Source organism: Paenirhizobium cremeum (assembly GCF_022884085.1).
Taxonomy (GTDB): Bacteria; Pseudomonadota; Alphaproteobacteria; order Rhizobiales; family Rhizobiaceae; genus Allorhizobium; species Allorhizobium cremeum.
The window spans coordinates 120056-144066 of record NZ_JAGGCS010000005.1 but is presented as its reverse complement, the minus strand read 5'-3'; the positions used below and the strand labels follow the sequence as shown (position 1 = coordinate 144066).

Here is a 24011-nt window from a genome sequence, read left to right as displayed (position 1 = left end):
ATGGAATTAATCATCTCGCCAACCAACATCCCATGGGGGCTCGCCGCGGAAACGCTCCGCCAGGAAATCGACGAGCACACGCACTTTCGCGGCAAGGTAGCGGCCAGGCGGATAGAGCGCGTAGAGGCCACGAGGTTCATCTTCCAGCCCCTGGAAGAGCTGGCGAACGTCGCCGGCGGCGAGAGTGGCACCGGCAACGAAACTCGGCACCCGAGCGATCCCGAGGCCGGCCACAGCCGCCGACAGGCAGGCCTCGGTGTTGGAAAAACGCATCCGCCCGTGAACGGAGACGGCGATGACCGCTTCCCCGCCGGGCCGAAAACGCCACTGCAGGGGATCACGGAAATTGGTATCGACGATGCAGGCATGGCCCGCGAGTTCCTCGGGCGCCATCGGCGTGCCGTGGACGGCGAGATAGGCGGGCGAGGCGATGACGACGATACGGATGGCGCAGAGCCGCCTCGCGATCAGCGTGCTGTCGGCAGGGTGGCCGATCCGCACGGCAACATCGAATCCCTCCTCCACCAGATTGACAGGCCGGTCCGAGAAGCTGACGTCGATCTGGATGTCCGGATATTGCTCGGCGAAAGCGTTCAGCAAAGGCGCGAGCTGTCGGGTGCCGAACGTGATCGGCGCGGCAATCCGCAAAAGGCCGGAGGGTGCGGCGGAGACATTACGGACGGAGGCGTCGAGCTGGTCGAATTCCTCGAGCAGCGCCCTTGCCCTTTCGCAATAGGAGGTGCCGGCCTCGGTCGGCGAAAGCACCCTGGTCGTGCGTTTGATGAGTTGCACGCCGAGTTCGGCTTCAAGGCGCGAGACCAACTTTGACGCCTGGCTGCTGCTGATGCCGAGCCGGGCTGCAGCGGCGGCAAAGCTGCCCGTATCCATCACGGCGACAAACATGCGGATGCAATCCAGTCGATCCATGCTCTGCGGTTCTCCGGCCCTGCCACGCGATATCGGACAAGCCCTACACGGCGCCGGCGGAAATGTCAGTTCCCGTGCGTGGGATCGTCTTGTTATCCGCCGTTCACGAGAGCGAGAATGAGCTGGTGGACATTGCCGCCATCGCTCATTTCGACGCGGTCGAAATCACGGCTTCGCTGGCGTTCGGCGCGGGAAAGCTCACCCAGCCGGCTGGTCAGCTCGGTCCTGATCTTCTTGCAACCCGGATCGTCAGCGACGGTCAGGCCGACCGATACCGCCTCGATCTGCCGAACGAGTTCCTTGATGAAATCGCCATGCACACGTTCATGTGCCTGGATGCCGGCATAGAAGCGGTCCCACTTCTGCCGGACGGCCGGAGGTAAGGGATTGGCCGGCTTCGGCAACGTATAGGTGATGATGAGCTTCGGAACCGCGCTCGCCAGAACGCAGGCAGTGCCGCGGGGCTGGTAATCCCGCCGCCAGGTCAGCTTGAAACCGGTATGGGCGATGGCGCGCACGTCACCGCCGATCACCGGGCCACGTTCGCCGATGGAGGCGTAAAGTTCGGGGCCGGTCTGTCCGCGGATCGAATAAGTCTCAATCTTCTCGATGGCCTGCCAGGCGCTCTGCGCGGCAGCGGGCGATGCAGCAAACACGGCGATAGCTACCGACCAGCCGATAAGAAATGTGCTCTTCACAAAAAATCCCTGAACAGAAAGATCCTGCCGCGACGAACAACCGCCGGCCTGGCCTCGATATATCGGGGCAAACGGACGGAAAATCCAGCGTATTGCTTTCGCCCTTCCCGCTCTCGGCATACCCGGTCCCCGCCAGACAGCACAAGACCAGAAAACCGGGCTGCTTCGCCTCATTTCGGCACAAGGCGGCCATATGCGTTCACCCAGGTTTAGGGACCATATCAAGTGCCTGTGAAAGCAACACAATTCGATGCTGCGCTCGCGAAATGACCTGCTATCAGAGAGCCAGCCACCATGATGGTGGTCAGGGACCCGCAGTCCCCCTACCCCTTAAACTTGCGGGTCCCGCCCTGGTCGGAGCTTTTCGTTCGTCTCGATAAGCAACGCCTCCAACGATTCGTTTAAGCGGAAATTCACCGCGCAAAATGTGAGACAAATCTCCCCCTCGACGGGACGAGGCGGCGGCCCACAGCCCGCCTCCGTCGGAGGCTCGATCCCGAAATTCAAAGTCCGAATATTCCGCCGCCCGGCGCTTGCAGGCGGCCCTTTCCTCGTATGCTGGGAATGCAATTCCGACCTATCGCAGGCGAAAGCGTATGCTGTATCTACCGGGATATTTTCGGGAAAACCTGTTCGGGATCAGGCGGTTAACTGGTCGGAGTGGAGTGATTCGAACACTCGACCCCCACGTCCCGAACGTGGTGCGCTACCAGACTGCGCTACACTCCGTGACCAGTGGCGCCTCTATAGTCCAGCCTTTTTTGTTGCACAAGCGGGTTGGCGGAAAAATTCCGATAAAAGATGAAATTTTCACGACAGAGAGCCGGCGCCCGGATTTTGCAGCTAAGACAAACGTGGCCTCCCCGCATCATCAAGAAAAATTGCACGTTCTTGTCGCAGTTATGATTTTCACCGCTGTCATTTGGGGATAAAGCCGGTGATGCGGGACGCTGGCGGGCCAGGGGAATTGGGCTCGAAGACAGGCCGGCTCGCAGACAAGAGCTCAAGGGACAGAGACATGAATTTCCGCGTGATCACCATGGCAGGCGTCTTGCTGGCGCTTGCCGGCTGCACAACAACGGGCGTTGCCAGGAACGGCATCGAAACGCGCTGGAACGGCCAGCCGGCCGGCGCCTTCTTTGCCAAGTTCGGCCCGCCAACGAGCGATTCCGAAAGCGGCGGAACCACGCTCTACACCTGGCGCGGCGGCTACAAGACCCGTACGGTTCCCGCAGTCTACGAGGATCTCGGTGACGGCAAGAAGGGCAAGCTGCTGAAGCCGGCCCGTTCGGAATATCTGCGCTGCGAGGTCCAGCTTACGGTTTCCTCCGACTACGTCATCCGCGGCGTTCGCACGGTGATCGACAAGCCCGGCGTCGACGGCGGCAAGAGCTACTGCGAAGAGTTCCTGACGGCCGAGTGAGCCGTCCCATCATCGAAGCTCCCGATCTGGCGGTTCGGGGGCTTTTTTTGACAGTATCCGTCAGGAACAGCGTCTTGCAAGCGGATGCCGGATAGGTTGGACAGGAGGTGTCCGGGGCAAGGCTGCGATATCGCGCGCAAGGTCAGTTTCCAGGCCGCTGGAGTCTTGCGGAGGACGCCGTGGATGACGTCCTCCCAAGGGAACTCGAAACCAACGCTCTTCTCTACGCATTACCTTGTGGAAGCCCGGCCTTTATATAAGTGTCATAGTTAACGCTTGCCTACCGCAGCCAGGCTCAACTTCTGGGTCCAGAAACCTGCGACAAGGCCGTCCAGGCGTTTCTGCCTCGCTGACGACCGGGCTGTTGTTTGCCTGCCGTTCCTGCGCTTGACCAGGCATCTTACCCGAACGGCAAAATTGCGCCCGGCAAATGCAGAAATGAGGGAAAAGGTGGCTGGGGCGCCTGGATTCGAACCAGGGGATGGCGGTACCAAAAACCGCTGCCTTACCGCTTGGCTACGCCCCACCGGGACGGATCGGTGCTTGGCCTAAGGCCGCGATCCGCAAGTGGCCGCCTGATTAGCAAAGCCTCCGGCCGGCGGCAATGACCTTCCGGCGTTTTTTTGAGGCTTCTTCCTTCTTTCCCTCAAGGGATCGGCTCCCCGACAGAGGCGATGCCGGGGAACGATCCCGGTCGCCATTGGTTTTCCTTATCTCACCCGAAGTGAAGATCGAGACGAGAAAGGATATCTTCCCATGCCCTCTATCAAATCCGCCCGCATTCTCATCCTCGCCACCCACGGCTACGAACGCTCGGAACTGCGCGTGCCGCGCGACGAACTCAGGGCGCGCGGCGCAACAGTCTCCATTGCCTCGCTGACCCCCGAGCCGATCAAGAGCTGGGCCGAAAAGAACTGGGGCGACACCGTAGATGTCGACACGACCGTCGGCGAGGTCTCGGTCGACGATTACGACGCCCTGGTCATTCCTGGCGGCCAGATCAATCCGGACCTCCTGCGCAAGGAAGGAGCCGTCGTCGAACTGGTCCGCGCCTTCGTGAAATCCGGAAAACCGATCGCCGCAATCTGCCACGGTCCCTGGCTTCTGGTCGAGGCCGATGCCCTGCGGGGACGCCAGGCTACATCCTACGCTTCGATCAAGACGGATCTGCGCAATGCGGGCGCCATCTGGAAGGACGAGGCCGTGGTCACCGACCATGGCATCATCACCTCGCGCTCGCCGGCGGATCTCGGCGCGTTCGTCGCCAAGATCGTCGAAGAGGTGGAAGAAGGTCGGCACGCACGACACGCCGCCTGATCCTCCCTTCTTCGGGCGGAAACCTGAAAACTGCCTGCCGCTTCTGTCGAAACCCCTTTACGGCGGCAACGCTTCGGCCGATATCTGGGCCCAAGCCATGCGACAGGAGAGCAAATGCCTGGATATTCCGCCCGACCGCCCGCCATTTCCACTGTTATCATTGATGATGCCGTGGTCCGCGTGACGCGCTGGGATTTCGAGCCCGGCGCGGCCACCGGTCATCATGCCCACGGCCTCGGCTATGTGGTGGTGCCGATGACCGACTGCCACTTTCTCATCGAGGATGCCGGAGGCGAACGCCGGGTAACGAGCAAGGCAGGCGAAGTCTATCGCCGGGAAGCCGGTGTCGAGCACAATGTCGTCAACGGCGGCGAGGCCCCCATGTCTTTCATCGAGATAGAATACAAATGAGCGGCTCAGACGCCCCGAAGCCTCCCGAATTCGACCTGAGCTTCCAGCCTTCCTACGGCGAGGCAGTACCGGTAGCCGACAAGGTACAGAGGATCACGGTCAACAATCCGGGTCCTTTCACCTTTCACGGCACCAATACCTATATCGTCGGCCACCGCTCGGTCTGCGTGATCGATCCCGGCCCCGAAGACGAAGCCCATTTCCGCGCGTTGATGACCGCGCTTGCCGGGCGCGAAGTGACCCATATCGCCGTCAGCCATACGCACAAGGACCATTCGCCGCTTTCGCGCCGGCTGAAAGCGGAAACCGGTGCGACGATCGTTGCGGAAGGCCCCCACCGGCCATCGCGCCCCTTGCATGAAGGCGAGACCAATCCCTTTGCCGAAAGCTCGGACACCGAATTCACGCCCGACATTTCGCTTGGCGAGGGCGACAAGGTGGAAGGCGACGGATGGCAGCTTACAGCGATCCTCACGCCCGGACACACCGCCAATCACGCCGCCTTCGCGCTCGACGATGCGGGTATTGTCTTTTCCGCCGATCACGTGATGGCCTGGGCGACGTCGATCGTGGCGCCGCCCGATGGCGCCATGGGCGATTACATGGCATCGCTGGAGAGGCTGCTTGCCCGCGATGACCGGATCTATTTTCCCGGTCATGGCGGACCGGTGAAGGATCCGCCCGCGTTTCTGCGCGGATTGCGTACCCACCGCCGGATGCGCGAGCGGGCCATACTGGAACGCATCAAGGGCGGGGACCGGCTGATCGCCGACATGGTGAAAGCGATCTATCGCGATACCGATCCGAAGCTTCACGGGGCCGCAGCACTTTCCGTGCTCGCCCATATCGAGGACCTCGTTGAAAAGGGCGAGGTGCTGACGGACGGTCCTCCGCGGCTTGGCGGCATCTACCGGAAGAGCTGAACAGCCCCTTCCCGATCCGATATCCGTCAGTCACCGGCGATGCCGAGCAACTCAGCATCCAGCATATGCAGGAAATGTTCGGCGATTTCGGTACCGATGCCGAGATCGTGGGGACCGTAGCGGCTTTCGACCCGGACATCGACGAGGGTCATCTCGGCTTCCTCGCGCAGACGGATCAGCACGTCGAACGGCAGGCCGAGCAGGAGGGTTCGGGTTTTCGCCTGAATGCGCACGGTTCCCTCGGGCTCAGCCTCGGCATAGACAGGCGCGGTCTTGGGCTCCGGACGCGGACGCGGCACGGGGACGCTGCGCGGCAAAGCATCGGCGTTCTCCTCTTCCGCCGCCGCCGCGGCACGCGGCTGGAATTCCGGCATCGCATATTCCTGGCCCCGGCTTGCGACGATCTCAAGCCGGCTCTGGTCGGCAACTTTCCGGACCGCTTCATACACGCGGTCCAGCGCACCGTCGTAACGCCGCCCGGTCAGACCGGGATAGGCAAGATATTGCAGTTCGCGGCTTTCCGGCGTGATCGGCGGTCGCTGCAGCCAGCGCTGGTCGGCGTCGGGGGGCATCAGCCAGCCGGGCGGATCGACAAGGTCCGTCGAAACGTCGTAGATCGGCGGGCGCTCGAAGTAACGAAAGGCCGCGAAGCCGATCAGGGCCAGCGGGATTGCGGCATAGACAAGCGCCTTCAACGCGGCGATGCCGCCGAGCGCGCCCACATACCAGAGCCGCGCAAGGCCGATCAGCGCCAGCGGAACCGCCTGCGCCGCCGGTATGCCCGACAAAAGAACGAGGGCTACGAAGTCCGGCGCTTTCAAGGGACCGAAACGATGGGCAAGGATGACCAGCACCAGCATACCGGCCGAAAAGAAGCCGAGCCGCATCGCCAGAAAGGCCGATCGGGAGACGGGACGGTCGTAGCGGATGGTCATCTGCAGGCACCGGTGATGGCGGGGAGAAAGCGAAGCACGTCAACACCTTGTTTAGCCGCTGCCCGCGAGACCGACAAGCGGCCCGGATCACTGCGATGACGGATCGGGAGCCTCCAGCCCGTCACCCGGCTCCAACAGATCGAGCGGCAGTTCCTCCCCGTTCAGCGTCGGGGCAGACCCATCGTCGGGAATCTGCAGTTCCATGGTCGCCCCGCCGTCCGGCATGGAGGGATCCGGCAGCGACGGCGCCTTGACCGGCAACGGCACGTAAAGCGAAGCAAGGACGATGATGCCGATGACCACCAGCCAGCTTCCGATGATGCGGGAGGGAATGGTGAGCCACGGCCCGCGGAACCGGCGAAGCGGGAGGGCCGGAGCCACGACCAGCCACAGCGCGCAAAGCACGCTGCCGGCGGTGAAATCGAAAATGCCGATGCCCAGATCGTCAAGCCCGATGAACAGAGACAGCGAGAAGGCCACGACAGCCGCGGCGAGCAGAACGACACGCTGGCGCCATACGCCGGCAACCCACAGGGACGCCCCCGTCAGCATGACGGCGGCCGGCGCGATCAGGAACAGGTATTCGCCGAGCGGGCTTGCGAAGATCGCCCGGAAGATCGGATCGAAAAACATGAGCATGCCGGCCAATACGGCGAAGAAGACCAGCACGATCGTCCGCATGTCGGCGGCGCGCGGCGCCATCGCGCAGGCAACGGCGAGGCCAAGCATGGCCAGAACGATATCGTAGATCGACAGCGTGAAGAGAAAACCGAGTTCCAGGAAACCGTAGTCGTGGGGGATCGTCTGCGACAGAAGCAGCAAGAAGAAGCCGAACAACAGCAGCGAAAGCGACCAGCGGAAGGAGGAGGTCCGGAGGATGCGGAGAAAATCCGGCCGCGTTCCGGCGGGAACGGGCGATTGCTCCTGCCCGGCGGCAGGAATTGCCGCTGCCGGCGGAGAGGCGGTCCCCGCCTGCCCCTGCCGTCTTTTCTTCGCGCGTTGCTGCTGGCGCCGTTTGGTCATTCGGGCCGCTTCCCTGCTGATGCGGTTTGCTGTTGGCAACCGGCTATTCCACAAACCGCTTGATTTGTCATCCGCTCCCCGCGCAATGTCGAAAAGCAGGTCTTCACCCGGAAATCGACCATGAACCGGCTGCTTATGCTCAGCGCCATCACGCGGCGGGAGAGAAAGGACGCCACCAGCTTCGTCTTCGACACCGTCAATGCACTTGGCGGATGGATCGATGACGTGCAGATGTATTCAAACATCATGAACACCATCCGCATAACGCTGCCCGCAGGCGCCTATCCCAGATTCCATGCCTTGCTGAACGAAGGGTGCATTCACATCGACCAGCCTGCCGAGACGGCGGGCACGTCCGATCCGGCATCCGAACGGATGGCGACGCTGCAGATCACCTTCATTCACGACGAGCCGGATCTTCGGCGAGAGGTGCCAGCCGTTCCCGGCTACTGATCCACTTTCGCGGCTTTGCCGATGGCCGCCTGCGCGGCGCAGAGCCGGGCAATCGGCACGCGGAAGGGCGAACACGAGACGTAATCGAGCCCGGCGCTCTCGCAGAAATGGATGGAGGCCGGATCGCCGCCATGCTCGCCGCAGATCCCGAGCTTCATGTCGGGTCGCGTCTGGCGGCCCCGGTCGGCGGCGATGCGGATCAGTTCGCCGACGCCGTCGAAATCGCGCTCGAAGAGCGGCCGACCAGTGACGCGGTGATTTCCGGCTCGCCGGGCAGCGGCGGCGCCCGGCCGCGAAAACAGAACGCGTGACCTGAGATGGCACTTTTCTCTACCTTCGAAACATGCACAATCCGGGCCGGGATCACCGGACTGGGCGAATGGGACGGCGCTCTCCCGGATCTTAGAGATGCGCCATGCAGAGAATGAGACAATCCACCTCGCTTCGCCGCCCGGCCTTTCCGGGATGTCAGCCGGCGCTGATGGCGCCCGCCGGAGAGTCGGCGATCAGCGTCACCCGATTCAGGCCACAGATTGTTGCCGGGCGGGAGCATGTGGCGAAAATGACCGGCGAAGAGGCCTTTGTCGTGCTCTACCAGCTGCGCGACCATCCGGCGCACGAGTTCAAGCTCGACGGGCGGCTGGAGCGTCCGGATGCCGCGCGGCGCGGGACGCTCAACATTATCGACCTGCGTTTGGGTGATGCCTGCGGGCGTTTGCTGCATCCGGTCGACACGCTGATGTTCCATGTGCCCGTGCGCGCCATCGAGCATGTGGTGGACGGCGCCGATGCCGATACAATCGCGGGACTGCGCGCCCCCGACCCCTGGCGCACGACCGACCCGCTGGTCGATCAGCTGGCGCCGGTCCTCGTCGAGGCGCTCGCGACGCCGGAGGCGGAGGTGAACGGCCTGCTCAACGAACATCTGCTGCTGGGCCTGGGCGCCCATTTCGTGCGGCGCTATGGCGGAATAACCTCAGGTCATCGACCGGCACGCGGCGGGCTCGCGGCCTGGCAGGAGCGCCGAGCGCTGGAAATGCTGGACGATGCCTCCGGGCGATCGACCTCGATCCGCGAAATCGCGCGGGCGCTCGGCCTTTCGCCGGACCATTTTACCCGTGCCTTCCGGGCCTCGACCGGGCAGACGCCGCATGGCTGGCTGCAGGCGCGGCGGATCGCGCGAGCCAAGGATCTGCTGTTGCGCTCGGAGCTGCCGATCTCGCAAATCGCCCAGGCCTGCGGCTTCGCCGACCAGAGCCATTTCTCCCGCACCTTCCTCCGGCAGACCGGCGTGAGCCCGTTTCGCTGGCGCCGCGGCCGGGCCTGATTTCCATCGGTTTCGTTCCAGTCGTGCCGGATGCGTGCAGGAATGCCCGTCCCTCCCTGTCTAGGGTCTCGCCGCCGCCGGTCCTCGCCCGGTGGCTCGAACATTCAGAGAAGGAGTGACCGACATGACCGACAAAGGACTGAGCACCCATCTTTTCCACTCCGCCGAGAGCCGCGACTGGTTCCAGCCGCTGCCCGGCGAGCAGATTGCCATGCGCGTCGAAAGCCAGCACACCAACGGCGCCTTCTCGCTGACGGAGATCATCGTCGCACCGCAATCGGGACCGCCGCTGCATATCCATCACGATGCCGACGAAGTGCTCTACGTGCTTGAAGGCATCGGCGACTTCATCTGCGGCAGCGAACGCTTCCGCACCGGCCCGGGCGGCTTTGCCGCCATTCCGCGCGGCAAGCCGCATGCCTTCCGCAATTTCGAGACGACGCCGCTGCGCATGGTGGTGCTGCTCACCCCCGGCGGCTTCGAACAGTTCATGCCGGCGATGAAGGGCCGCCCGACCGCGGACATTCCGCAGCTTGCTTTGGAATTCGGCATGGAAATCGTCGGCCCGCCGATCGATGCACCGCTGGCGGATTGAACCGCAGCACGTCATGCGCCTTCAGGACCGGTTCGATGGTCCTGAAGGTGGAAGCGAGCTATTCGGGTGAGAGGCCAGCCACTCCGGAAGTCCTCACGCCTTCGCCTTGATCGCCGCCTGGGCCGCCGCCAGCCTGGCGATCGGCACGCGGAAGGGCGAGCAGGAGACATAGTCCAGCCCGGCATCCTCGCAGAAATGGATCGAGGCCGGGTCGCCGCCATGTTCGCCGCAGATGCCGAGCTTCATGTCGGGCCGGGTCTGGCGGCCGCGGTCGGCGGCGATGCGGATCAGCTCGCCGACGCCGTCGAAATCGAGCGATATGAACGGGTCTTGCTCGATAATGCCCTTTTTCTGATAGATTGGAATGAAGGCGGCAGCATCATCGCGCGACATGCCGAAGGTCGTCTGCGTCAGGTCATTGGTGCCGAAGGAGAAGAATTCGGCGGCTTCGGCGATGACATGGGCGCGGATCGCGGCGCGCGGCAGTTCGATCATCGTGCCGACGAGATAGGAAATTTCGAGCCCGGCCTCGGTCATGACTTCTCTTGCGATCCGGTCGATGCAGCCCTTGACGTAGTCGAGTTCGGAACGCAGCCCGACGAGCGGCACCATGATTTCCGGCACAACCGGGGCGCCGGTCTCGCGGGCGGCGGCCACGGCCGCCTCGAAGATCGCGCGCGCCTGCATTTCGGCAATCTCCGGATAGGAGATCGCCAACCGGCAGCCACGATGGCCGAGCATCGGGTTGAATTCATGCAGCGCATCGACCCGCTGTCGCAGGAACTGCGCGTCCATTCCCATGGCTTCGGCCACTTCCGCGATTTCCTCGTCGGTCTTCGGCAGGAATTCGTGCAGCGGTGGATCGAGCAGGCGGATCGTCACCGGCAAACCATGCATGATGACGAAAAGCTCGGTGAAGTCGGAGCGCTGCATCGGCAGGAGCTTGTCGAGCGCGGCACGCCGTCCCGTCTCGTCCTCGGCGAGAATCATCTCGCGCATCACCTGGATGCGGTCGCCCTCGAAGAACATATGCTCCGTGCGGCAGAGGCCGATGCCCTCGGCGCCGAAGGAGCGCGCGGCACGCGCATCGACGGGAGTGTCGGCATTGGTGCGCACCGTCATGCGGCGCGTCTTGTCGGCCCATTCCATCAATTGCGCGAAATCGCCGGAAAGCTCCGGTTGCAACATCGGCACCTCGCCCTTGAGAACCTGGCCGGAGGAGCCATCGATGGTGATGATATCGCCCTTGCGCAGCGTGACGCCCATGCCGATCAGCAGTTCGTTCCTGAGGTCGACCCGCATGGTGCCGGCACCGGCAACGCAGGGAATGCCCATGCCGCGGGCGACGACGGCCGCATGGCTGGTCATGCCGCCGCGCGTGGTCAGGATGCCCTCGGCCGCATGCATGCCGTGAATGTCTTCCGGGCTGGTCTCGACGCGCACGAGGATGACCTTGCGCCCCTCTTCCTCCGCCTCGACCGCCTCTTCCGCGGTGAAGACGATTTCGCCGGTCGCAGCGCCGGGCGAGGCCGGCAGGCCAGAACCGATGACGTGTCGGTCGACCCTGGGATCGATGGTCGGATGCAGCAACTGGTCGAGCGAGGCGGGCTCGATACGCAAGACCGCCTCTTCCTCGCTGATTAGCCCCTCGGACACCATGTCGACGGCGATCTTCATCGCCGCCTTGGTGGTGCGCTTGCCGCTTCTGGCCTGGAGCATCCACAGCTTGCCGCGCTCGATGGTGAATTCGAGGTCCTGCATGTCGCGATAGTGCGATTCCAGCCGCTCGCAGATACGGCTGAACTCGGCGAACGCATCCGGCATCACCTTTTCCAGCGATGGCTTGTCGGAGCCGGAATCGATCCGTGCCGTCTCGGTGATGGACTGAGGCGTGCGGATGCCGGCCACGACATCCTCGCCCTGGGCATTGACGAGGAATTCGCCGTAGAGCGACTTCTCGCCGGTCGAGGGATTGCGGGTGAAGGCGACTCCGGTTGCCGAGGTCGAGCCGAGATTGCCGAACACCATGGCCTGAACGGTGACGGCCGTTCCCCACTCCACCGGAATGTTGTGGAGCATGCGATAGGTCACGGCGCGCGGGTTCATCCAGCTGCGGAAGACGGCGCCGATCGCACCCCATAGCTGGACATGCGGGTCCTGCGGGAAGGATTCGCCCAGTTCCTCTTCGATCACCCTCTTGAACAGGGCTGTGACATGCTGCCATTCGACGGCGGACAGGTCAGTGTCGAGTTCATGGCCGAACCGCGCCTTCTCGTCTTCCAGAATCTCCGCGAAGACTTCGTGGTCGAGGCCCATGACGACATCGCCATACATCTGGATGAAGCGGCGATAGCTGTCCCAGGCAAAGCGGGCGTCACCGGCATTGTGGCCCAGCGCCTCGACCGTGTGGTCGTTGAGGCCGAGGTTCAGAACGGTGTCCATCATGCCGGGCATGGAGGTGCGGGCGCCGGAGCGGACGGAAAGAAGCAGCGGTTGGCTGGCATCGCCGAAGCCGCGTCCGGTCGCAAGCTCCATGCCCTTTATACCTTCCAGCACCTGCTCCTTCAGGTCATCGGGCAATCCACGGCCATTCTGATAATACCAGGAACAGGCATCGGTGACGATCGTGAGGCCCGGCGGCACCGGAAGACCGAGGCTCGCCATCTCCGCGAGATTGGCGCCCTTGCCTCCCAGATGTTCGCGATCCCCCGCTCCACCCTCGGCCTTTCCATTGCCGAAGGTGTATACCCACTTCCTCATGCCTCTTCTCCACCCAGACAGGCTGTTTCCCGACGCTTTACAGCAAATATGAATGCTTGGGAACGCCGCTTCCCGATCTTCATGCTGCAATGCATCATAATTGCGGCAGGGTCTCGGAAACGCCGGTCGACCGTTCGCCTCCGGCCCCCATGAAGATGTGCGCCTTCTTCACCGGCTTCCCGCGGCGGACATCGCAGTATCGGAAACGGGGTTGGTGTAAGGGCGCAAGAACACACGCACTTGTGAGATGCACCGTGACCCGCGGGCATGTATCCCGAACGGGACACAATCGACAGGAAAATCCGATGAGCGCCGCCCTTACCCGAAGAACCCTTCTCAAGCTTTGCGGCGGCGTGAGCCTTGTCGGCGCCATGGCCGGCGCTCTTCGGGCAGAAGGACTGGCGGCACCAGTTGCGCCGCGGACCGCCTCTTCCCTGCCCTTCGCGCTCACCACCCCCGTCCATGTCGGCGAAGTCAGTCTCAGGGCCAAGGACATGGCGCTACTCAAGCGCTATTACCAGCAGATGCTCGGCTTCGAGGTGATCCGCCAGGATGCCGATATGGTCACGCTCGGGGCCGGCGGGACGCCTCTCCTGAACCTGTTGAACCGGCCGAATGCGGAATACGAGGCAGGCGGCGAAGCCGGGCTCTACCACACCGCCTTCCTGATGCCGTCGCGGACGGATCTGGCACAGTGGCTGGTGCATGTGGCGATCAACCAGATCCCGCTTGTCGGATTTGCCGATCACAGCGTCAGCGAAGCGGTCTACCTTGCAGACCCGGAAGGCAACGGCATCGAGGTCTATTCCGACCGGTCAAAGGAAGGCTGGGTGTGGAACGAGGGCCGCGTGACCATGGGAACCAAGCCGCTCGACGTCGACGACATACTGGAGAAAACCGGAACCGGCACAGACCGGGATGTCTACACGAACGCTCCCCCAGCGCTCAGGATCGGCCACATCCACCTGAAGGTGGGCGCACTCGAAAAGGCCCGTTCCTTCTATCAGGCAGGCCTCGGGCTGGACGTCACCTCCGGCTCAGACGAGCGCGGTGCATCCTTCCTCTCATCCGGCGGCTATCACCACCACATCGGCGCCAATATCTGGGAAAGCGAAAATGCCGGCCAGCGCAACGAGGCCACGACCGGCCTCGACTGGTTCTCGCTGACGACAGCTGATGCCGCGATCATCGACCGGCAGAAGGAACGGCTGAAGGCGCAGGGCTTCACCTTTACCGAAACGGATAACGGCATCGAGGCTGCAGATCCGTGGGGCACTCGCGTTCGTCTGGCAAAGGTGTGAAATCCGGCGAGCGAACAGGCCGCCTTCAAGCTGGCGCAGAGAGCTAACGCGCCAGCGCTTCTTTTTCCCCGGCGCTCGGGTCGCCGAGAAACTGCTCCCCTCGTTTTTTGTCGCGCACCAGCACCACCGCATGCTTGCCATCGGCGGAAAAAAGCACCCGCATCTCGCTGTCCACGCAAGTTCTCGGCTCGCAGGTCTTGAAGAACTGCATCGGGCGTCCCTCAACCTCCACCTTCTCCGAAGCAAGCGATACGTAGCGGGGATTGTTCATCATAGACCTTACCCAGACGGGCATGCGCTGTCTGCCCTTGATGACCTTGGTCAGCGAAGTGCGATGCGCTTCGGACGACGCGAGGACGGAGGGCAGGAAGTTTCCCGAGAGCGTCGGCTGGTCGTCCGCCCGCCCAAAAGGAGTGAGCGTCAGAAGAACGAAAGCAGCGAGACTAGCGGTGATGGTGGCTCTCATGCGCATCCTGCCCGATGTCTGCCACCTGTCGATCACACCGCTTCCCGCTCGCGCAGTTGCTCGGCGGTCTGGAGGTCGACGGAAACGAGCTGCGATACGCCCTGCTCGGCCATTGTCACCCCGAACAGCCGGTTCATGCGCGCCATGGTGATCGGATTGTGGGTGATGACGACGAAACGGGTTTCTGTCGAAGCCGCCATCTCGTCCATCAAGTTGCAGTAGCGCTCGACATTGTGGTCGTCGAGTGGCGCATCCACCTCGTCCAGCACGCAGATCGGCGCGGGATTGGTGAGGAACACCGCAAAGATCAGCGCCATGGCCGTCAGCGCCTGCTCGCCGCCGGAAAGCAGCGTCATCGTCTGCGGCTTCTTGCCGGGCGGGCGGGCGAGAATTTCGAGACCTGCCTCCAGCGGATCGTCACTCTCGATAAGCTGAAGCTCGGCCGTGCCGCCATTGAACAGATGGGTGAAAAGTCTCTGGAACTGGGCGTTGACCACGTCGAAGGCGGCAATCAGTCGTTCGCGGCCTTCCCGGTTGAGGCTCTGGATCGCACCGCGCAGCTTACGGATCGCGTCGATCACGTCGTCGCGTTCCTTGACCAGCGCTTCGAGCTTGTCGGAAAGCTCTTTCTGCTCCTCGTCGGCGCGAAGGTTGACCGCGCCCAGACGCTCGCGCTCGATCCGCAGGCGGTCGAGATCGCGTTCCACCTCTCGAAGATCCGGGATCTCCGCCGGGTCTTTCAGGCCGGTCAGCCGGAACGCCTCGTGCGGGGGCACATTCAAGGCTTCCTGAATGCGCTGTTCGGCTTCCTTGCGCCATTCGCGCGCCGAAACGAGACGCTCTTCCGCACGGCCCCGCTTCTCCCGGCTTTCTGCAAGTTCGGAAAGGGCGGCGGCGGCCTTCTTGTCGGCCTCACGCTGACGTCCTTCAGCCTCGATCAGGCGGTCGGCGGCTTCGCGCCTCGCCCTGTCGGCCTTGTCCAGTTCCGACAGCAGGGCACGGCGCTTCTCATCGAATTCGTCGGGCGCAAGTTCCAACGCCACCATTTCGTCCTGCGCTTCCGCCTCGCGCTCCCGCAGGGTGGCGATATGGTCTTCCGCGCTTCTGGCGCGCGCCTGCCAGGTGGAGCGCTCCTGCCGGATCGCCAGAATGCGGCGGCGGCGACTCTCGTCCTCGCGAGCAAGTCCTTCGAAACGGGCGCGCGCCTCTGCAAGCCTGCCACGGTCGGTGGCGACCTCGGCCTCGGCCTCGCGCAGACGGCTGTCGAGGGCGGAAAGATCCGGCGTTTCCTCCATCTCGATGCGGGCGTTTTCTTCCTGTTCGAGAATTTCCTCGATCTGGCCCTTCAGGCCGTTGACCGCCTCTTCGATCACGACGCGACGGCGCACGAGATCGCCGGAGGCACGCTCCGCCTGGGTCAGTGCTTCGCGTGCATCGGCAAGGTGGCGAACCGAAAGGCGCTGCATCTCGCGCGCTTCCGAAAGCCTACCCTCCTCCATGCGGATCGCTTCCATCGCTTCCGCAAGGCGTTCCTCGGCCTCGGAAAGCGCGTAACGCGCCTCTTCCGCCTCGCCCTCGATTTCGGCGAGGCGGTTCTTCTGCGCCAGTCGCAGGGCGGCGGCGCTCGGCGCTTCGGAACCCGTCACATGACCGTCCCAGCGATAGACAGCGCCATCCTTCGTTACCAGCCGCTGGCCGGGACGAAGCTGCGACATCAGCCTCAGCGCCGAGGCCTCGTCGGCAATACCGATCTGGCGCAGGCGGCGGGTAAGCGCTGCCGGCGCGGTCATGTGAGCGGCAAGCGGAACCACCCCTTCAGGCAGTGGCGGGTCACCTGCACCATCGCCGTTATCCGCCCAATGGGCGGGTGCTGCGGGATCGAGAGAACTGTCGAGATCGTCACCGAGCGCTGCGCCCAGCGCCGTCTCGAAACCACGGTCGACCGTCAATTCCTCGGCAACGGGCGAGAAATCGCCCGCGGCGGCGGAGGACAGCATGCGGCTGATCGTCCGCGCTTCGGTTTCCAGCCCATTGAGCTTCGAGCGGGCAGCCTCAAGCGGCGCGCGCAGCATGCTCTCGCTGCGGCGAGCGTCGGCGAGAGCCGTTTCCACGTCCGCCACCGCAGCCTCGCTGTCTGAAAGCGCCTGTTCTGCCGCCTCCACCATCTGCCGCTTTTCTTCGGGGTCCGGAAGCGCGGCGATGCGCGCGGCGATCTGGTCCAGTTCGCGGGCAGCCTCTTCCACCTGCCGTTCGATACGCTGGCGGCGGTCGGCAAGATCGCGGATCAGGCGCTCCAGCTGGTTACGACCGGCGGCGGCTTCGGCACGCTCGGCGGTCAGCGCCGCAAAACGCTTCTCGCTCCCGGCAAGCGTTGCAGCCGCGGCCTCGAAGGTCTCGCGCGCCTCCTCGCCGTAGCGGCCGGCATCGGCCAGGATTTCCTCAAGCTCCGTCTCTTCCGCCGCGAGCCGCTCGAGCACTTCGGCGTTGTCCGCGACCATGCTTTCTTCGCGCCGGATGTCTTCGCCGAGCTGCGCCAGCCTCCGGGTGAGTTCGTCGCGTCGCTTGAGAAGGCGGCTCGCCTCCTCGTCAAGCTGGGTGCGGGCAATCTGCAGACGCTGGAGAGCGGCGGCGGCGCGCGCTTCCTCCTCGCGCAGTTCCGGCATCTTCAGGCTGGCAATACCCTGGGCCTTTGCCGCCTCCATCTGCGCCTGCGCCTTCTCGGCGACGATGGCGGTTGCCTGATTCAGCGCGCTTTCCGCCTCGCCCTCGGCCTGCTTGGCCTGGCTCCAGCGGATATGCAAGAGGATGGCTTCATGCGCCCGGATATCGGCGGAGAGCATCTTGAAGCGGTTGGCCTGACGGGCCTGACGCTTCAGGCTCTCGATCTGGCTTTCGAGCTGGGCAGTGATGTCTTCCAGGCGTTCAAGATTGGTCTCTGCGGCACGCAGCCTGAGCTCCGCCTCGTGACGGCGCGAATGCAGGCCGGAAATGCCGGCCGCTTCTTCCAGCAGTTGCCGCCGCGCCTGAGGCTTTGCCTGAATGAGTTCGCCGATACGGCCCTGCCCGACCATGGAGGGCGAGCGGGCGCCGGTGGAAGCATCTGCGAAGAGAAGCTGGACATCCTTGGCGCGGGCTTCCTTGCCGTTGATGCGATAGACGGACCCCTCGCCGCGCTCGATACGGCGCGTCACCTGGATCTCGTCGGCATCGTTGAAGGAGGCGGGCGCGGTGCGGTCGGAATTGTCGAGGTAGAGCCCGACCTCGGCGGTATTGCGCGCCGGGCGGTTGCCGGAACCGGAGAAGATCACGTCGTCCATGCCGGACGCACGCATGTTCTTGTAAGAGTTTTCGCCCATCACCCAGCGAAGGGCCTCGACAAGGTTGGACTTGCCGCAGCCGTTTGGACCGACGACACCGGTCAGGCCCCGCTCGATGATGAATTCGGTCGGCTCGACGAAGGATTTGAAGCCGAGAAGACGGAGGCGATTGAACTTCATGCAACCTCTCCGCCGACGAGGACCGGCGAGCAGACATCGGGCGCGCGGGTACCGCCGCCGCCCGACATCAGTCCGAAGCGCGGATCAGAGCAAGCTGTCGATGAGCGCCGACATGGTTTCAACCGACATGTCCCCAGAATAGCTCTTGCCATTAATCAGGAAGGTCGGCGTCGACTGGATGCCGAAATCCTTGGCCGCACGATCCCTGCCCGCCGTCACATCAGCGGCAAGCTGCGCGTTCGTCAAGCAGGCATCGAAGCTCTCCTGTGTAAAACCGCCGAGTTTCGACAATTGCAGCATGGCGGAGCGCACGTCGTTGTCGGCCGGAGCGGCCCAGGCCATCTGCTGCTTGAGGAGCATCGAGACGAAGGGGAAGTAGCGGTCTTCCGTGGTGCAACGCGCCAGCATGAAGGCTGCAAGCGATGCCGTATCACGCGGGAACGGGAATTCGCGGAGAATGAAATAGACCTTGCCGGTGTCGATATACTTTTCCTTGATCGTATCGAAGGTCTTGGCGTGGAAGTTGGCGCAGTGCGGGCAGGTCATCGACATGTATTCGACGATCTTGACCGGAGCGTTGGCATCGCCGAGCGCCATGTCCTTGAGCGGACCCGGCTTCAACACTTCCTCCATGTCCACGTCGCGGTCGGGCTGCGGAATATCTACGGCCGCCGCAGTCGAGGCGAACGTCACGCCGACACCGGCAGCGGCAATGCCGCTCAGCAGGCTGCGCTTGGTGAGTTTCAATTCAAGGTTCGGCATGGGACACCTGTTGGAGCTATTTTGAGTTCGAACCACCGTTATAATGCGACGCGGCCGCAAACAAGGCGGCGGAAATGCCGTTTCATCAAAGAATCGTGACCTTTCCGCCGCTAAGAGATTAATTCTTCTTCATGTTTGCCGGATGACGACTCTGCGTTAGCGCTTGCGCCGCGACAGAACGCCCGTGCCGAGCCGTTCAATCGCCTGCCTGAGTTTTTCGTCCTCGATGCCTTCCATCATCGCGGCAAGCCGTTTTGCCTTCTCCCCTTCCAGCTTGCGCGGGCGGGACGGCCTGAGCGACGCGGTGGAGACGGGCTTTTGCACGATGCGGATCTGGCCGATCGCGGGATAACCGAAGAAACCGTTGATGCGAGCGATCAGTTCGCCCTGCGCATGGGAGAGAAAAAGCGCCCTTGCCCCCTCGCAGGCAATCGTCAGCACGCCGGGCCGGTGGCCGCCCTCGTCACCCGGATCGCCACGGCGCGGCCAGGCTATCTTTTCGGGGCGCGAACATTCGGCAAAGTTTGCGCCGGCGATTTCATCCCACGAGCCGAGCAGCGCCGTCGAGATCCCCGCCCGCCGCGCGAGGACGGGATCGATGATGCCGTTGGCGATCTCGGAGATCTGGATTTCTCCCCGACGCCTGAACCGCTGGGATTTTTCATCGAGGGTCATAACCCGCCATCATCCTGTTCCAAGGGAGCGAAGCACTTCGCCTCCATATAGCAGTCATCGAATTCATACCACGTCTTTACGTCGCCGATCACCGGCGTCCCCGTAAAAAGGGAGTTGGCGGGAACGCCGACAAAAAGACAAGGGGCGCGACACGGGCATCAATCCGTTGGCATGTTCCATTCCCCGCACCGCCGAGGCAGACTGCATTCCCCAACTTTTACGCAGGAGGCAATTGGCGAAGAGCGGCGCTGCCCCTATCTTCCAGCCGATGAAAACCTCCCCCGCTCCGACAACAGGGCGCACGCTCGCACAAGAGCTGCTCGACTGGTACGACCGCCATCACCGCGACCTGCCATGGCGGGTGTCGCCGCCAATGGCCGCCCGCGGCGTCCGGCCCGATCCTTATCACATCTGGCTTTCCGAAGTGATGCTGCAGCAGACCACCGTGCAGGCGGTGAAGGCCTATTTTGCCAAGTTCGTGACGCGCTGGCCGACCGTCGACGCGCTGGCGGCGGCACCTTCGGAAGACGTGATGGCGGCCTGGGCCGGGCTCGGCTATTACGCCCGCGCCCGCAACCTGAAGAAATGCGCCGAAGCGGTCGCAAGCCTCCATGGCGGGCGCTTTCCCGATACGGAAGACGGGCTTCGCAGCCTCCCCGGCATCGGAGATTATACCGCGGCGGCCGTCACCGCCATCGCCTTCAACCGCCCTGCCGCGGTCATGGACGGCAATGTCGAGCGGGTGATTTCCCGCCTCTTCGCCATCGACGCGCCGCTGCCCGGATCGAAACCCGCAATGAAGGCGCGCGTGGCGGAATTGACGCCCTCCGATCGGCCGGGGGATTTTGCCCAGGCCATGATGGATCTGGGGGCAACCATCTGCACCCCGAGGCGGCCTGCATGCGCGCTCTGTCCGTTCCGCGGCGACTGTCGCGCTCTCGAAGGGGACGATCCGGAACGGTTTCCGGTCAAGGCCGCCAAAAAGGAAAAGCCGGTCCGGCTGGGTGCTGCGTTTGTTGCGGTCGATCTGGATGGCAATGTGCTCCTGCGCCGGCGCGTGGAAACCGGCCTGTTGGGCGGCATGACGGAAGTGCCGACCACCGACTGGAACTCCCGCAAGGACGGCGAAACCGGCATATCCGCCGCCCCCTTCGCCGCCGAATGGAAGGCATGCGGAACGGTCACCCACGTCTTCACCCATTTCGAGCTTCGCCTGAGCATTTACCGGTTTCATGGACCGGCGCCCGATGACGTCCGAATTCACGGCTGGTGGGAGGATGTCGCAAATCTTGATGCCCAAGCCTTGCCAACGGTGATGAAAAAGGCGATTTCGCAGGCCATTCCGGAAGCCTTCCCGATCGAAAGAGGATAAATCATGCCCGCAATCCGCCACATCGTTTTCGATATCGGCAAGGTCCTGATCCATTACGACCCCAATCTTCCCTATTCGAAGATCATCCCGGACGAGGCCGAGCGCCGCTGGTTTCTCGCCAATGTCTGCACCAGCGCATGGAACCTGGAGCAGGACCGCGGGCGCAGCTGGATCGATGCCGAGGCAGAACTCCTTGCGCGGTTTCCGGAGAGGGAGGCGCATATCCGTGCCTTTCGCCAGAACTGGCGCGCCATGGTGCCCTATGCCTATCAGGACAGCGTCGAGGTTCTGAACGGCCTGATCGATGCCGGACACGACGTCACCATGCTGACCAATTTCGCCGCAGACACATTCAGGGAAGCACGGGAAATCTATCCCTTCCTGAACCGGCCGCGCGGCGTCACGGTTTCCGGCGAGATCGGTCTCATCAAGCCGGATATCGAAATCTATCAGCGACACACGGAGGATTTCGGGCTGGAACCGTCAGCCACGCTCTTCATTGACGATGTACTGGAGAATGTTGAGGGCGCAAAAGCCGCCGGCTGGAACGCCGTGCAGTTTGTCGGTGCGGAGCAGCTGAAATGTGATCTCGCCAGCCTCGGCGTCACACACTGACAGAGAGAGACCGGCCTTGCCGGTTGCCTCGGCATGGCAACCGCGCCACGATAAACAAGCCGCCCCAAATCAGGGCGGCAAGACAGTGAGGTAAATGAAAAAATGGTCAGGCCGGAAGACGCGGAACGACTTTGGGAATGCATGCGCCGAATGGCGCCGCTCTTCAAGGTGGAGTGTCGGACCATGGCGAACACGCCCTATTCCAACCTCAACCTTTCCGATCTTTCGGTTATCGCCTTCGTCAGCGCTTCCTCGGGCTGCATCATGGGCGACGTGGCGAACGAACTCTCCTCGCCGCTCTCCACGGCCACCACCGTCGTCGACCGGCTCGTCCGCAAGGGCCTTGTCGAGCGCTGGCGCAGCGAAGAGGACCGGCGGACGGTGCGGCTGCGGCTTACGCCACTCGGTCAGCAGTTACAGGATCAAATCACCACCGCCAAACGGGCAAGTTGCGAAAGGATTCTGGAATTTCTTAATTCCGACGAACGCGACGTCTATATTCACCTCATGGAGCAGATCGCGGAGAAAACGCAATCCCTGCGTCGCGACGCAAAAATTCGGTAGACGAACACTACGTAATCCGTATAGTTATAACTAGGTCACTTCAAAAGTGACCGGTTCGTCCCCCACCGAACCCGGCGTTCCGGTTTCATCCGCCACCGGAATGCCGTTTCGGGGCGGGAAGGCTGTGATTCCGTTCCGCCACGGGCTGGAGGCTGTCGATGATTGCGAAAGGTTATGCCGCGTCGGAAGTAGGCGGCCGGATGATCTCGTGGACATTCGATCGGCGCAAACCCAGACCCGAGGATGTCGAGATCGACATCCTCTATTGCGGTGTCTGCCATTCCGATCTGCATCAAGCGCGCAACGACTGGCAGAATACGGTTTACCCCGTGGTGCCGGGCCAGGAGATCGTCGGCCGGGTGCTTGCCGTGGGTAGTTCGGTGCGGAAATTCCGGCCCGGAGACATCGTCGCCGTCGGCCCCATCGTCGATGCCTGCCTCGAATGCGCCCATTGCGCCGCCGGCGAGGAGCAATATTGCCTGAACCGTCCTACACTGACCTATAACGGTCGCGACCGGGTGAGCGGCGACGTCACCTATGGCGGTTATTCCACCGGTATCGTCGTATCGGAAGAATTCGTCATGCGGCTCCCGCAGGGCCTTGCCATGAACCGAGCCGCGCCGCTGCTGTGCGCCGGCATAGCGGGTTGGTCTCCCCTTCGCCGGTGGGAAATCGGCGCGGGCAGCCGCGTGGGCATCGTCGGCCTCGGCGGCGTCGGCCATATCGCGGTCAAGCTTGCAGTGGCGCTCGGCGCTCAGGTTACCGTCATCACCTCATCGCCGACCAAGATCGAGGATGCGCTGAAGCTCGGGGCAAAGAATGTCGTGCTCAGTTCCGACGAGCGCGCCATGGCGGAGGCGTCGGGCCATCTCGACTATATTCTCGACACGATTCCCGTCCCCCACGACCTCTCCGTCTATCTCGATCTCCTGAGCCTCGAAGGCTCGCTCGTCGTCGTGGGCAGCCTCGCCAGCCATGGTTCGATCACGCCGGAATCCCTGTTGCGGGGCAGAAAGCGGGTTTCCGCATCCCTCGTCGGGGGCATAGCCGAGACGATGGAACTCCTTCAATTCTGCGCGGAGCGCCAGATCCTGCCCGACACCGAAACGATTGCGATGCAGGACATCAACATGGCCTTTGCCCGCATGGAACATCGCGACGTCAAATACCGGTTCGTGATCGACATGGCGACGCTGAAGGCGGAAATGGCCTGAGGGCTTGGCGCCTTGGCGCCTTGGCCCGTGCATCGCAGAAAGACCGCGCAAAAAAGTTCTGGCGCAGGCGGGTCTGGCGGTTCCCATCCTGCGCCAGTCCAACCGCCAAGGCGGCCGAATTGGAATAGAAGCACACCTTCCCGACAGCTCGCCGTAGCGGACTCCTGAGAGGCATTATTGCGGTTGGGAACCCTCCTCCCCTTCCGTGATTATTTTCGAATATTCATACTGACCAAAACTTGCCCGGGGCTGTCCTTCCGTCAATAGCCCTTCGGGGCTAAAGCTGGGTCATTCTTCTTGCTTTGCACAGAAAGGAATGATGCATGAGTTTCGATCCGGCCCATGCGGTGCGTGTTTTTCACGAGGCCATCAACGCGCTGGACTTCGACGCAATCGACGATTTCTTCGCCGAGGACGCGGTTTACGGTTCCGTCAAGGTCGGTGGATTGAAGGGCAAGTCGGATATCTTGGCGGCCTTTCGCCGTTATTTCGAAACCTATCCGGACCAGGTCGCGACCGACGAACTGATCGAGGTCGTTTCGGCCTCGGCCGCACGCTCGGTCTGGCGTCTGAAAGCGACCCATGCGCAGACGGGAGAACCGCTCATCCGCTTCGGCGAGGAAACGATCACCTTCAACGCCGACGGCAAGATCGTCTCGGTGGAAGTGACCGACTACAAGGTCTGATAAAGCGAAATGACGCCCGGTGCGTGGCACACCGGGCGTCAAGGTCTCCCGCCGGGACTAGAGGTAC

The 24011-nt window shown here is 63.1% G+C and carries 22 protein-coding genes, 2 tRNA genes and 1 pseudogene; 13 read left to right on the top strand and 12 right to left on the bottom strand.

All coding sequences use genetic code 11. From position 1 onward, the window contains the following. Window positions 1-6: 6 nt before the first annotated feature. From J5N58_RS11100 to J5N58_RS11090, 3 genes are all read right to left on the bottom strand, one after another. On the bottom strand, window positions 7-927 hold the full coding sequence (locus J5N58_RS11100) for a LysR family transcriptional regulator (protein ID WP_244710805.1): 921 nt from the start codon (window positions 925-927) through the stop codon (window positions 7-9). 92 nt (window positions 928-1019) lie between these two features. Next, window positions 1020-1625, bottom strand: coding sequence for a DUF922 domain-containing Zn-dependent protease (locus tag J5N58_RS11095; protein WP_244710803.1), 606 nt, complete (start codon window positions 1623-1625; stop codon window positions 1020-1022). Window positions 1626-2277: 652 nt separating this feature from the next. Further along, window positions 2278-2354, bottom strand: a tRNA-Pro gene (locus J5N58_RS11090). Between the two features lie 289 nt (window positions 2355-2643). Between J5N58_RS11090 and J5N58_RS11085 the strand changes: the two genes are divergently transcribed. Further along, window positions 2644-3048 (top strand): hypothetical protein, encoded by a 405-nt coding sequence (locus tag J5N58_RS11085; RefSeq protein ID WP_112827268.1) that lies wholly within the window; start codon window positions 2644-2646, stop codon window positions 3046-3048. Between the two features lie 451 nt (window positions 3049-3499). Here the strand turns inward: J5N58_RS11085 and J5N58_RS11080 are convergent. Beyond that, window positions 3500-3574: transfer RNA gene (locus J5N58_RS11080), tRNA-Gln, on the bottom strand. 230 nt (window positions 3575-3804) lie between these two features. Between J5N58_RS11080 and J5N58_RS11075 the strand changes: the two genes are divergently transcribed. From J5N58_RS11075 to J5N58_RS11065, 3 genes are all read left to right on the top strand, one after another. Further along, complete coding sequence (locus J5N58_RS11075) at window positions 3805-4365, top strand: type 1 glutamine amidotransferase domain-containing protein (protein ID WP_113444091.1); 561 nt, start codon at window positions 3805-3807, stop codon at window positions 4363-4365. 114 nt (window positions 4366-4479) lie between these two features. Then, window positions 4480-4776, top strand: coding sequence for a cupin domain-containing protein (locus tag J5N58_RS11070; protein ID WP_113444092.1), 297 nt, complete (start codon window positions 4480-4482; stop codon window positions 4774-4776). Then, window positions 4773-5699, top strand: a complete 927-nt coding sequence (locus J5N58_RS11065; RefSeq protein ID WP_112827271.1) for an MBL fold metallo-hydrolase — start codon at window positions 4773-4775, stop codon at window positions 5697-5699. Before J5N58_RS11070 ends, J5N58_RS11065 begins: the two co-directional genes overlap by 4 nt. A 26-nt stretch (window positions 5700-5725) precedes the next feature. Here J5N58_RS11065 and J5N58_RS11060 read toward each other — a convergent pair whose 3' ends face one another. Beyond that, the gene (locus tag J5N58_RS11060; protein ID WP_244710801.1) at window positions 5726-6634 is read right to left on the bottom strand and encodes a DUF1499 domain-containing protein; all 909 of its coding nucleotides are present in this window, start codon (window positions 6632-6634) and stop codon (window positions 5726-5728) included. Window positions 6635-6721: 87 nt separating this feature from the next. Beyond that, on the bottom strand, window positions 6722-7657 hold the full coding sequence (locus J5N58_RS11055) for a hypothetical protein (RefSeq protein ID WP_244710799.1): 936 nt from the start codon (window positions 7655-7657) through the stop codon (window positions 6722-6724). Between the two features lie 120 nt (window positions 7658-7777). On the opposite strand from J5N58_RS11055, the gene J5N58_RS11050 reads away from it, so the two are divergent. Beyond that, window positions 7778-8110: a hypothetical protein gene (locus J5N58_RS11050; protein WP_244710797.1), complete on the top strand. Its 333-nt coding sequence runs from the start codon at window positions 7778-7780 to the stop codon at window positions 8108-8110. Here the strand turns inward: J5N58_RS11050 and J5N58_RS11045 are convergent. Continuing rightward, window positions 8104-8349, bottom strand: a pseudogene (locus tag J5N58_RS11045) (putative PEP-binding protein); the annotation flags it as partial. The gene J5N58_RS11050 and the pseudogene J5N58_RS11045 overlap by 7 nt on opposite strands. Before the next feature lie 242 nt (window positions 8350-8591). On the opposite strand from J5N58_RS11045, the gene J5N58_RS11035 reads away from it, so the two are divergent. After that, window positions 8592-9437 carry a helix-turn-helix transcriptional regulator gene (locus tag J5N58_RS11035; protein ID WP_244710791.1) on the top strand — a complete coding sequence of 282 codons (846 nt, stop codon included), beginning with the start codon at window positions 8592-8594 and terminating at the stop codon, window positions 9435-9437. A gap of 124 nt (window positions 9438-9561) precedes the next feature. Continuing rightward, window positions 9562-10032, top strand: coding sequence for a cupin domain-containing protein (locus tag J5N58_RS11030; protein ID WP_244710789.1), 471 nt, complete (start codon window positions 9562-9564; stop codon window positions 10030-10032). Window positions 10033-10125: 93 nt separating this feature from the next. Here the strand turns inward: J5N58_RS11030 and ppdK are convergent, their stop codons facing one another. After that, on the bottom strand, window positions 10126-12792 hold the full coding sequence (gene ppdK / locus J5N58_RS11025; RefSeq protein WP_113444095.1) for a pyruvate, phosphate dikinase: 2667 nt from the start codon (window positions 12790-12792) through the stop codon (window positions 10126-10128). A 305-nt stretch (window positions 12793-13097) separates the two neighbouring features. On the opposite strand from ppdK, the gene J5N58_RS11020 reads away from it, so the two are divergent. After that, on the top strand, window positions 13098-14093 hold the full coding sequence (locus tag J5N58_RS11020; protein WP_244710787.1) for a VOC family protein: 996 nt from the start codon (window positions 13098-13100) through the stop codon (window positions 14091-14093). A gap of 43 nt (window positions 14094-14136) precedes the next feature. Here the strand turns inward: J5N58_RS11020 and J5N58_RS11015 are convergent, their stop codons facing one another. The 4 genes from J5N58_RS11015 to J5N58_RS11000 form a co-directional block, all read right to left on the bottom strand. After that, entirely contained in the window at window positions 14137-14559 is a 423-nt protein-coding gene (locus J5N58_RS11015; RefSeq protein WP_162757766.1) for an Ivy family c-type lysozyme inhibitor, read from the bottom strand. Window positions 14560-14591: 32 nt separating this feature from the next. Then, window positions 14592-18056: a chromosome segregation SMC family protein gene (locus J5N58_RS11010; RefSeq protein WP_244710784.1), complete on the bottom strand. Its 3465-nt coding sequence runs from the start codon at window positions 18054-18056 to the stop codon at window positions 14592-14594. Window positions 18057-18140: 84 nt separating this feature from the next. Beyond that, window positions 18141-18818 carry a DsbA family protein gene (locus tag J5N58_RS11005; protein ID WP_113338683.1) on the bottom strand — a complete coding sequence of 226 codons (678 nt, stop codon included), beginning with the start codon at window positions 18816-18818 and terminating at the stop codon, window positions 18141-18143. Window positions 18819-18974: 156 nt separating this feature from the next. Then, window positions 18975-19493 carry a DUF721 domain-containing protein gene (locus J5N58_RS11000; RefSeq protein ID WP_112827283.1) on the bottom strand — a complete coding sequence of 173 codons (519 nt, stop codon included), beginning with the start codon at window positions 19491-19493 and terminating at the stop codon, window positions 18975-18977. A 268-nt stretch (window positions 19494-19761) separates the two neighbouring features. On the opposite strand from J5N58_RS11000, the gene mutY reads away from it, so the two are divergent. The 5 genes from mutY (at window position 19762) to J5N58_RS10975 (ending at window position 23944) form a co-directional block, all read left to right on the top strand. Next, window positions 19762-20865: an A/G-specific adenine glycosylase gene (gene mutY / locus J5N58_RS10995; RefSeq protein WP_244710947.1), complete on the top strand. Its 1104-nt coding sequence runs from the start codon at window positions 19762-19764 to the stop codon at window positions 20863-20865. A gap of 3 nt (window positions 20866-20868) precedes the next feature. Then, a complete protein-coding gene (locus J5N58_RS10990; protein WP_113338682.1) occupies window positions 20869-21480 on the top strand; it encodes an HAD family hydrolase in 612 nt (203 codons plus the stop codon). 183 nt (window positions 21481-21663) lie between these two features. Continuing rightward, window positions 21664-22044 carry a MarR family winged helix-turn-helix transcriptional regulator gene (locus tag J5N58_RS10985; RefSeq protein WP_162708133.1) on the top strand — a complete coding sequence of 127 codons (381 nt, stop codon included), beginning with the start codon at window positions 21664-21666 and terminating at the stop codon, window positions 22042-22044. Between the two features lie 158 nt (window positions 22045-22202). Next, entirely contained in the window at window positions 22203-23258 is a 1056-nt protein-coding gene (locus J5N58_RS10980; RefSeq protein WP_112827287.1) for an NAD(P)-dependent alcohol dehydrogenase, read from the top strand. A 323-nt stretch (window positions 23259-23581) separates the two neighbouring features. Then, a complete protein-coding gene (locus J5N58_RS10975; protein WP_112827288.1) occupies window positions 23582-23944 on the top strand; it encodes a nuclear transport factor 2 family protein in 363 nt (120 codons plus the stop codon). Window positions 23945-24011 lie beyond the last annotated feature (67 nt).

Coding starts and splice junctions, on each gene's coding strand:
- J5N58_RS11000 (WP_112827283.1), bottom strand. CDS start 19,493: ATGACCCTCGATGAAAAATCCCAGCGGTTCAGGCGTCGGGGAGAAATC.
- J5N58_RS11100 (WP_244710805.1), bottom strand. CDS start 927: ATGGATCGACTGGATTGCATCCGCATGTTTGTCGCCGTGATGGATACG.
- J5N58_RS11060 (WP_244710801.1), bottom strand. CDS start 6,634: ATGACCATCCGCTACGACCGTCCCGTCTCCCGATCGGCCTTTCTGGCG.
- J5N58_RS10980 (WP_112827287.1), top strand. CDS start 22,203: ATGATTGCGAAAGGTTATGCCGCGTCGGAAGTAGGCGGCCGGATGATC.
- J5N58_RS11085 (WP_112827268.1), top strand. CDS start 2,644: ATGAATTTCCGCGTGATCACCATGGCAGGCGTCTTGCTGGCGCTTGCC.
- J5N58_RS11030 (WP_244710789.1), top strand. CDS start 9,562: ATGACCGACAAAGGACTGAGCACCCATCTTTTCCACTCCGCCGAGAGC.
- J5N58_RS11035 (WP_244710791.1), top strand. CDS start 8,592: ATGGCGCCCGCCGGAGAGTCGGCGATCAGCGTCACCCGATTCAGGCCA.
- J5N58_RS11005 (WP_113338683.1), bottom strand. CDS start 18,818: ATGCCGAACCTTGAATTGAAACTCACCAAGCGCAGCCTGCTGAGCGGC.
- J5N58_RS10975 (WP_112827288.1), top strand. CDS start 23,582: ATGAGTTTCGATCCGGCCCATGCGGTGCGTGTTTTTCACGAGGCCATC.
- J5N58_RS11020 (WP_244710787.1), top strand. CDS start 13,098: ATGAGCGCCGCCCTTACCCGAAGAACCCTTCTCAAGCTTTGCGGCGGC.
- J5N58_RS11070 (WP_113444092.1), top strand. CDS start 4,480: ATGCCTGGATATTCCGCCCGACCGCCCGCCATTTCCACTGTTATCATT.
- J5N58_RS11065 (WP_112827271.1), top strand. CDS start 4,773: ATGAGCGGCTCAGACGCCCCGAAGCCTCCCGAATTCGACCTGAGCTTC.
- J5N58_RS10985 (WP_162708133.1), top strand. CDS start 21,664: ATGGCGAACACGCCCTATTCCAACCTCAACCTTTCCGATCTTTCGGTT.
- J5N58_RS11015 (WP_162757766.1), bottom strand. CDS start 14,559: ATGAGAGCCACCATCACCGCTAGTCTCGCTGCTTTCGTTCTTCTGACG.
- mutY (WP_244710947.1), top strand. CDS start 19,762: ATGAAAACCTCCCCCGCTCCGACAACAGGGCGCACGCTCGCACAAGAG.
- J5N58_RS10990 (WP_113338682.1), top strand. CDS start 20,869: ATGCCCGCAATCCGCCACATCGTTTTCGATATCGGCAAGGTCCTGATC.
- J5N58_RS11055 (WP_244710799.1), bottom strand. CDS start 7,657: ATGACCAAACGGCGCCAGCAGCAACGCGCGAAGAAAAGACGGCAGGGG.
- ppdK (WP_113444095.1), bottom strand. CDS start 12,792: ATGAGGAAGTGGGTATACACCTTCGGCAATGGAAAGGCCGAGGGTGGA.
- J5N58_RS11075 (WP_113444091.1), top strand. CDS start 3,805: ATGCCCTCTATCAAATCCGCCCGCATTCTCATCCTCGCCACCCACGGC.
- J5N58_RS11010 (WP_244710784.1), bottom strand. CDS start 18,056: ATGAAGTTCAATCGCCTCCGTCTTCTCGGCTTCAAATCCTTCGTCGAG.
- J5N58_RS11050 (WP_244710797.1), top strand. CDS start 7,778: ATGAACCGGCTGCTTATGCTCAGCGCCATCACGCGGCGGGAGAGAAAG.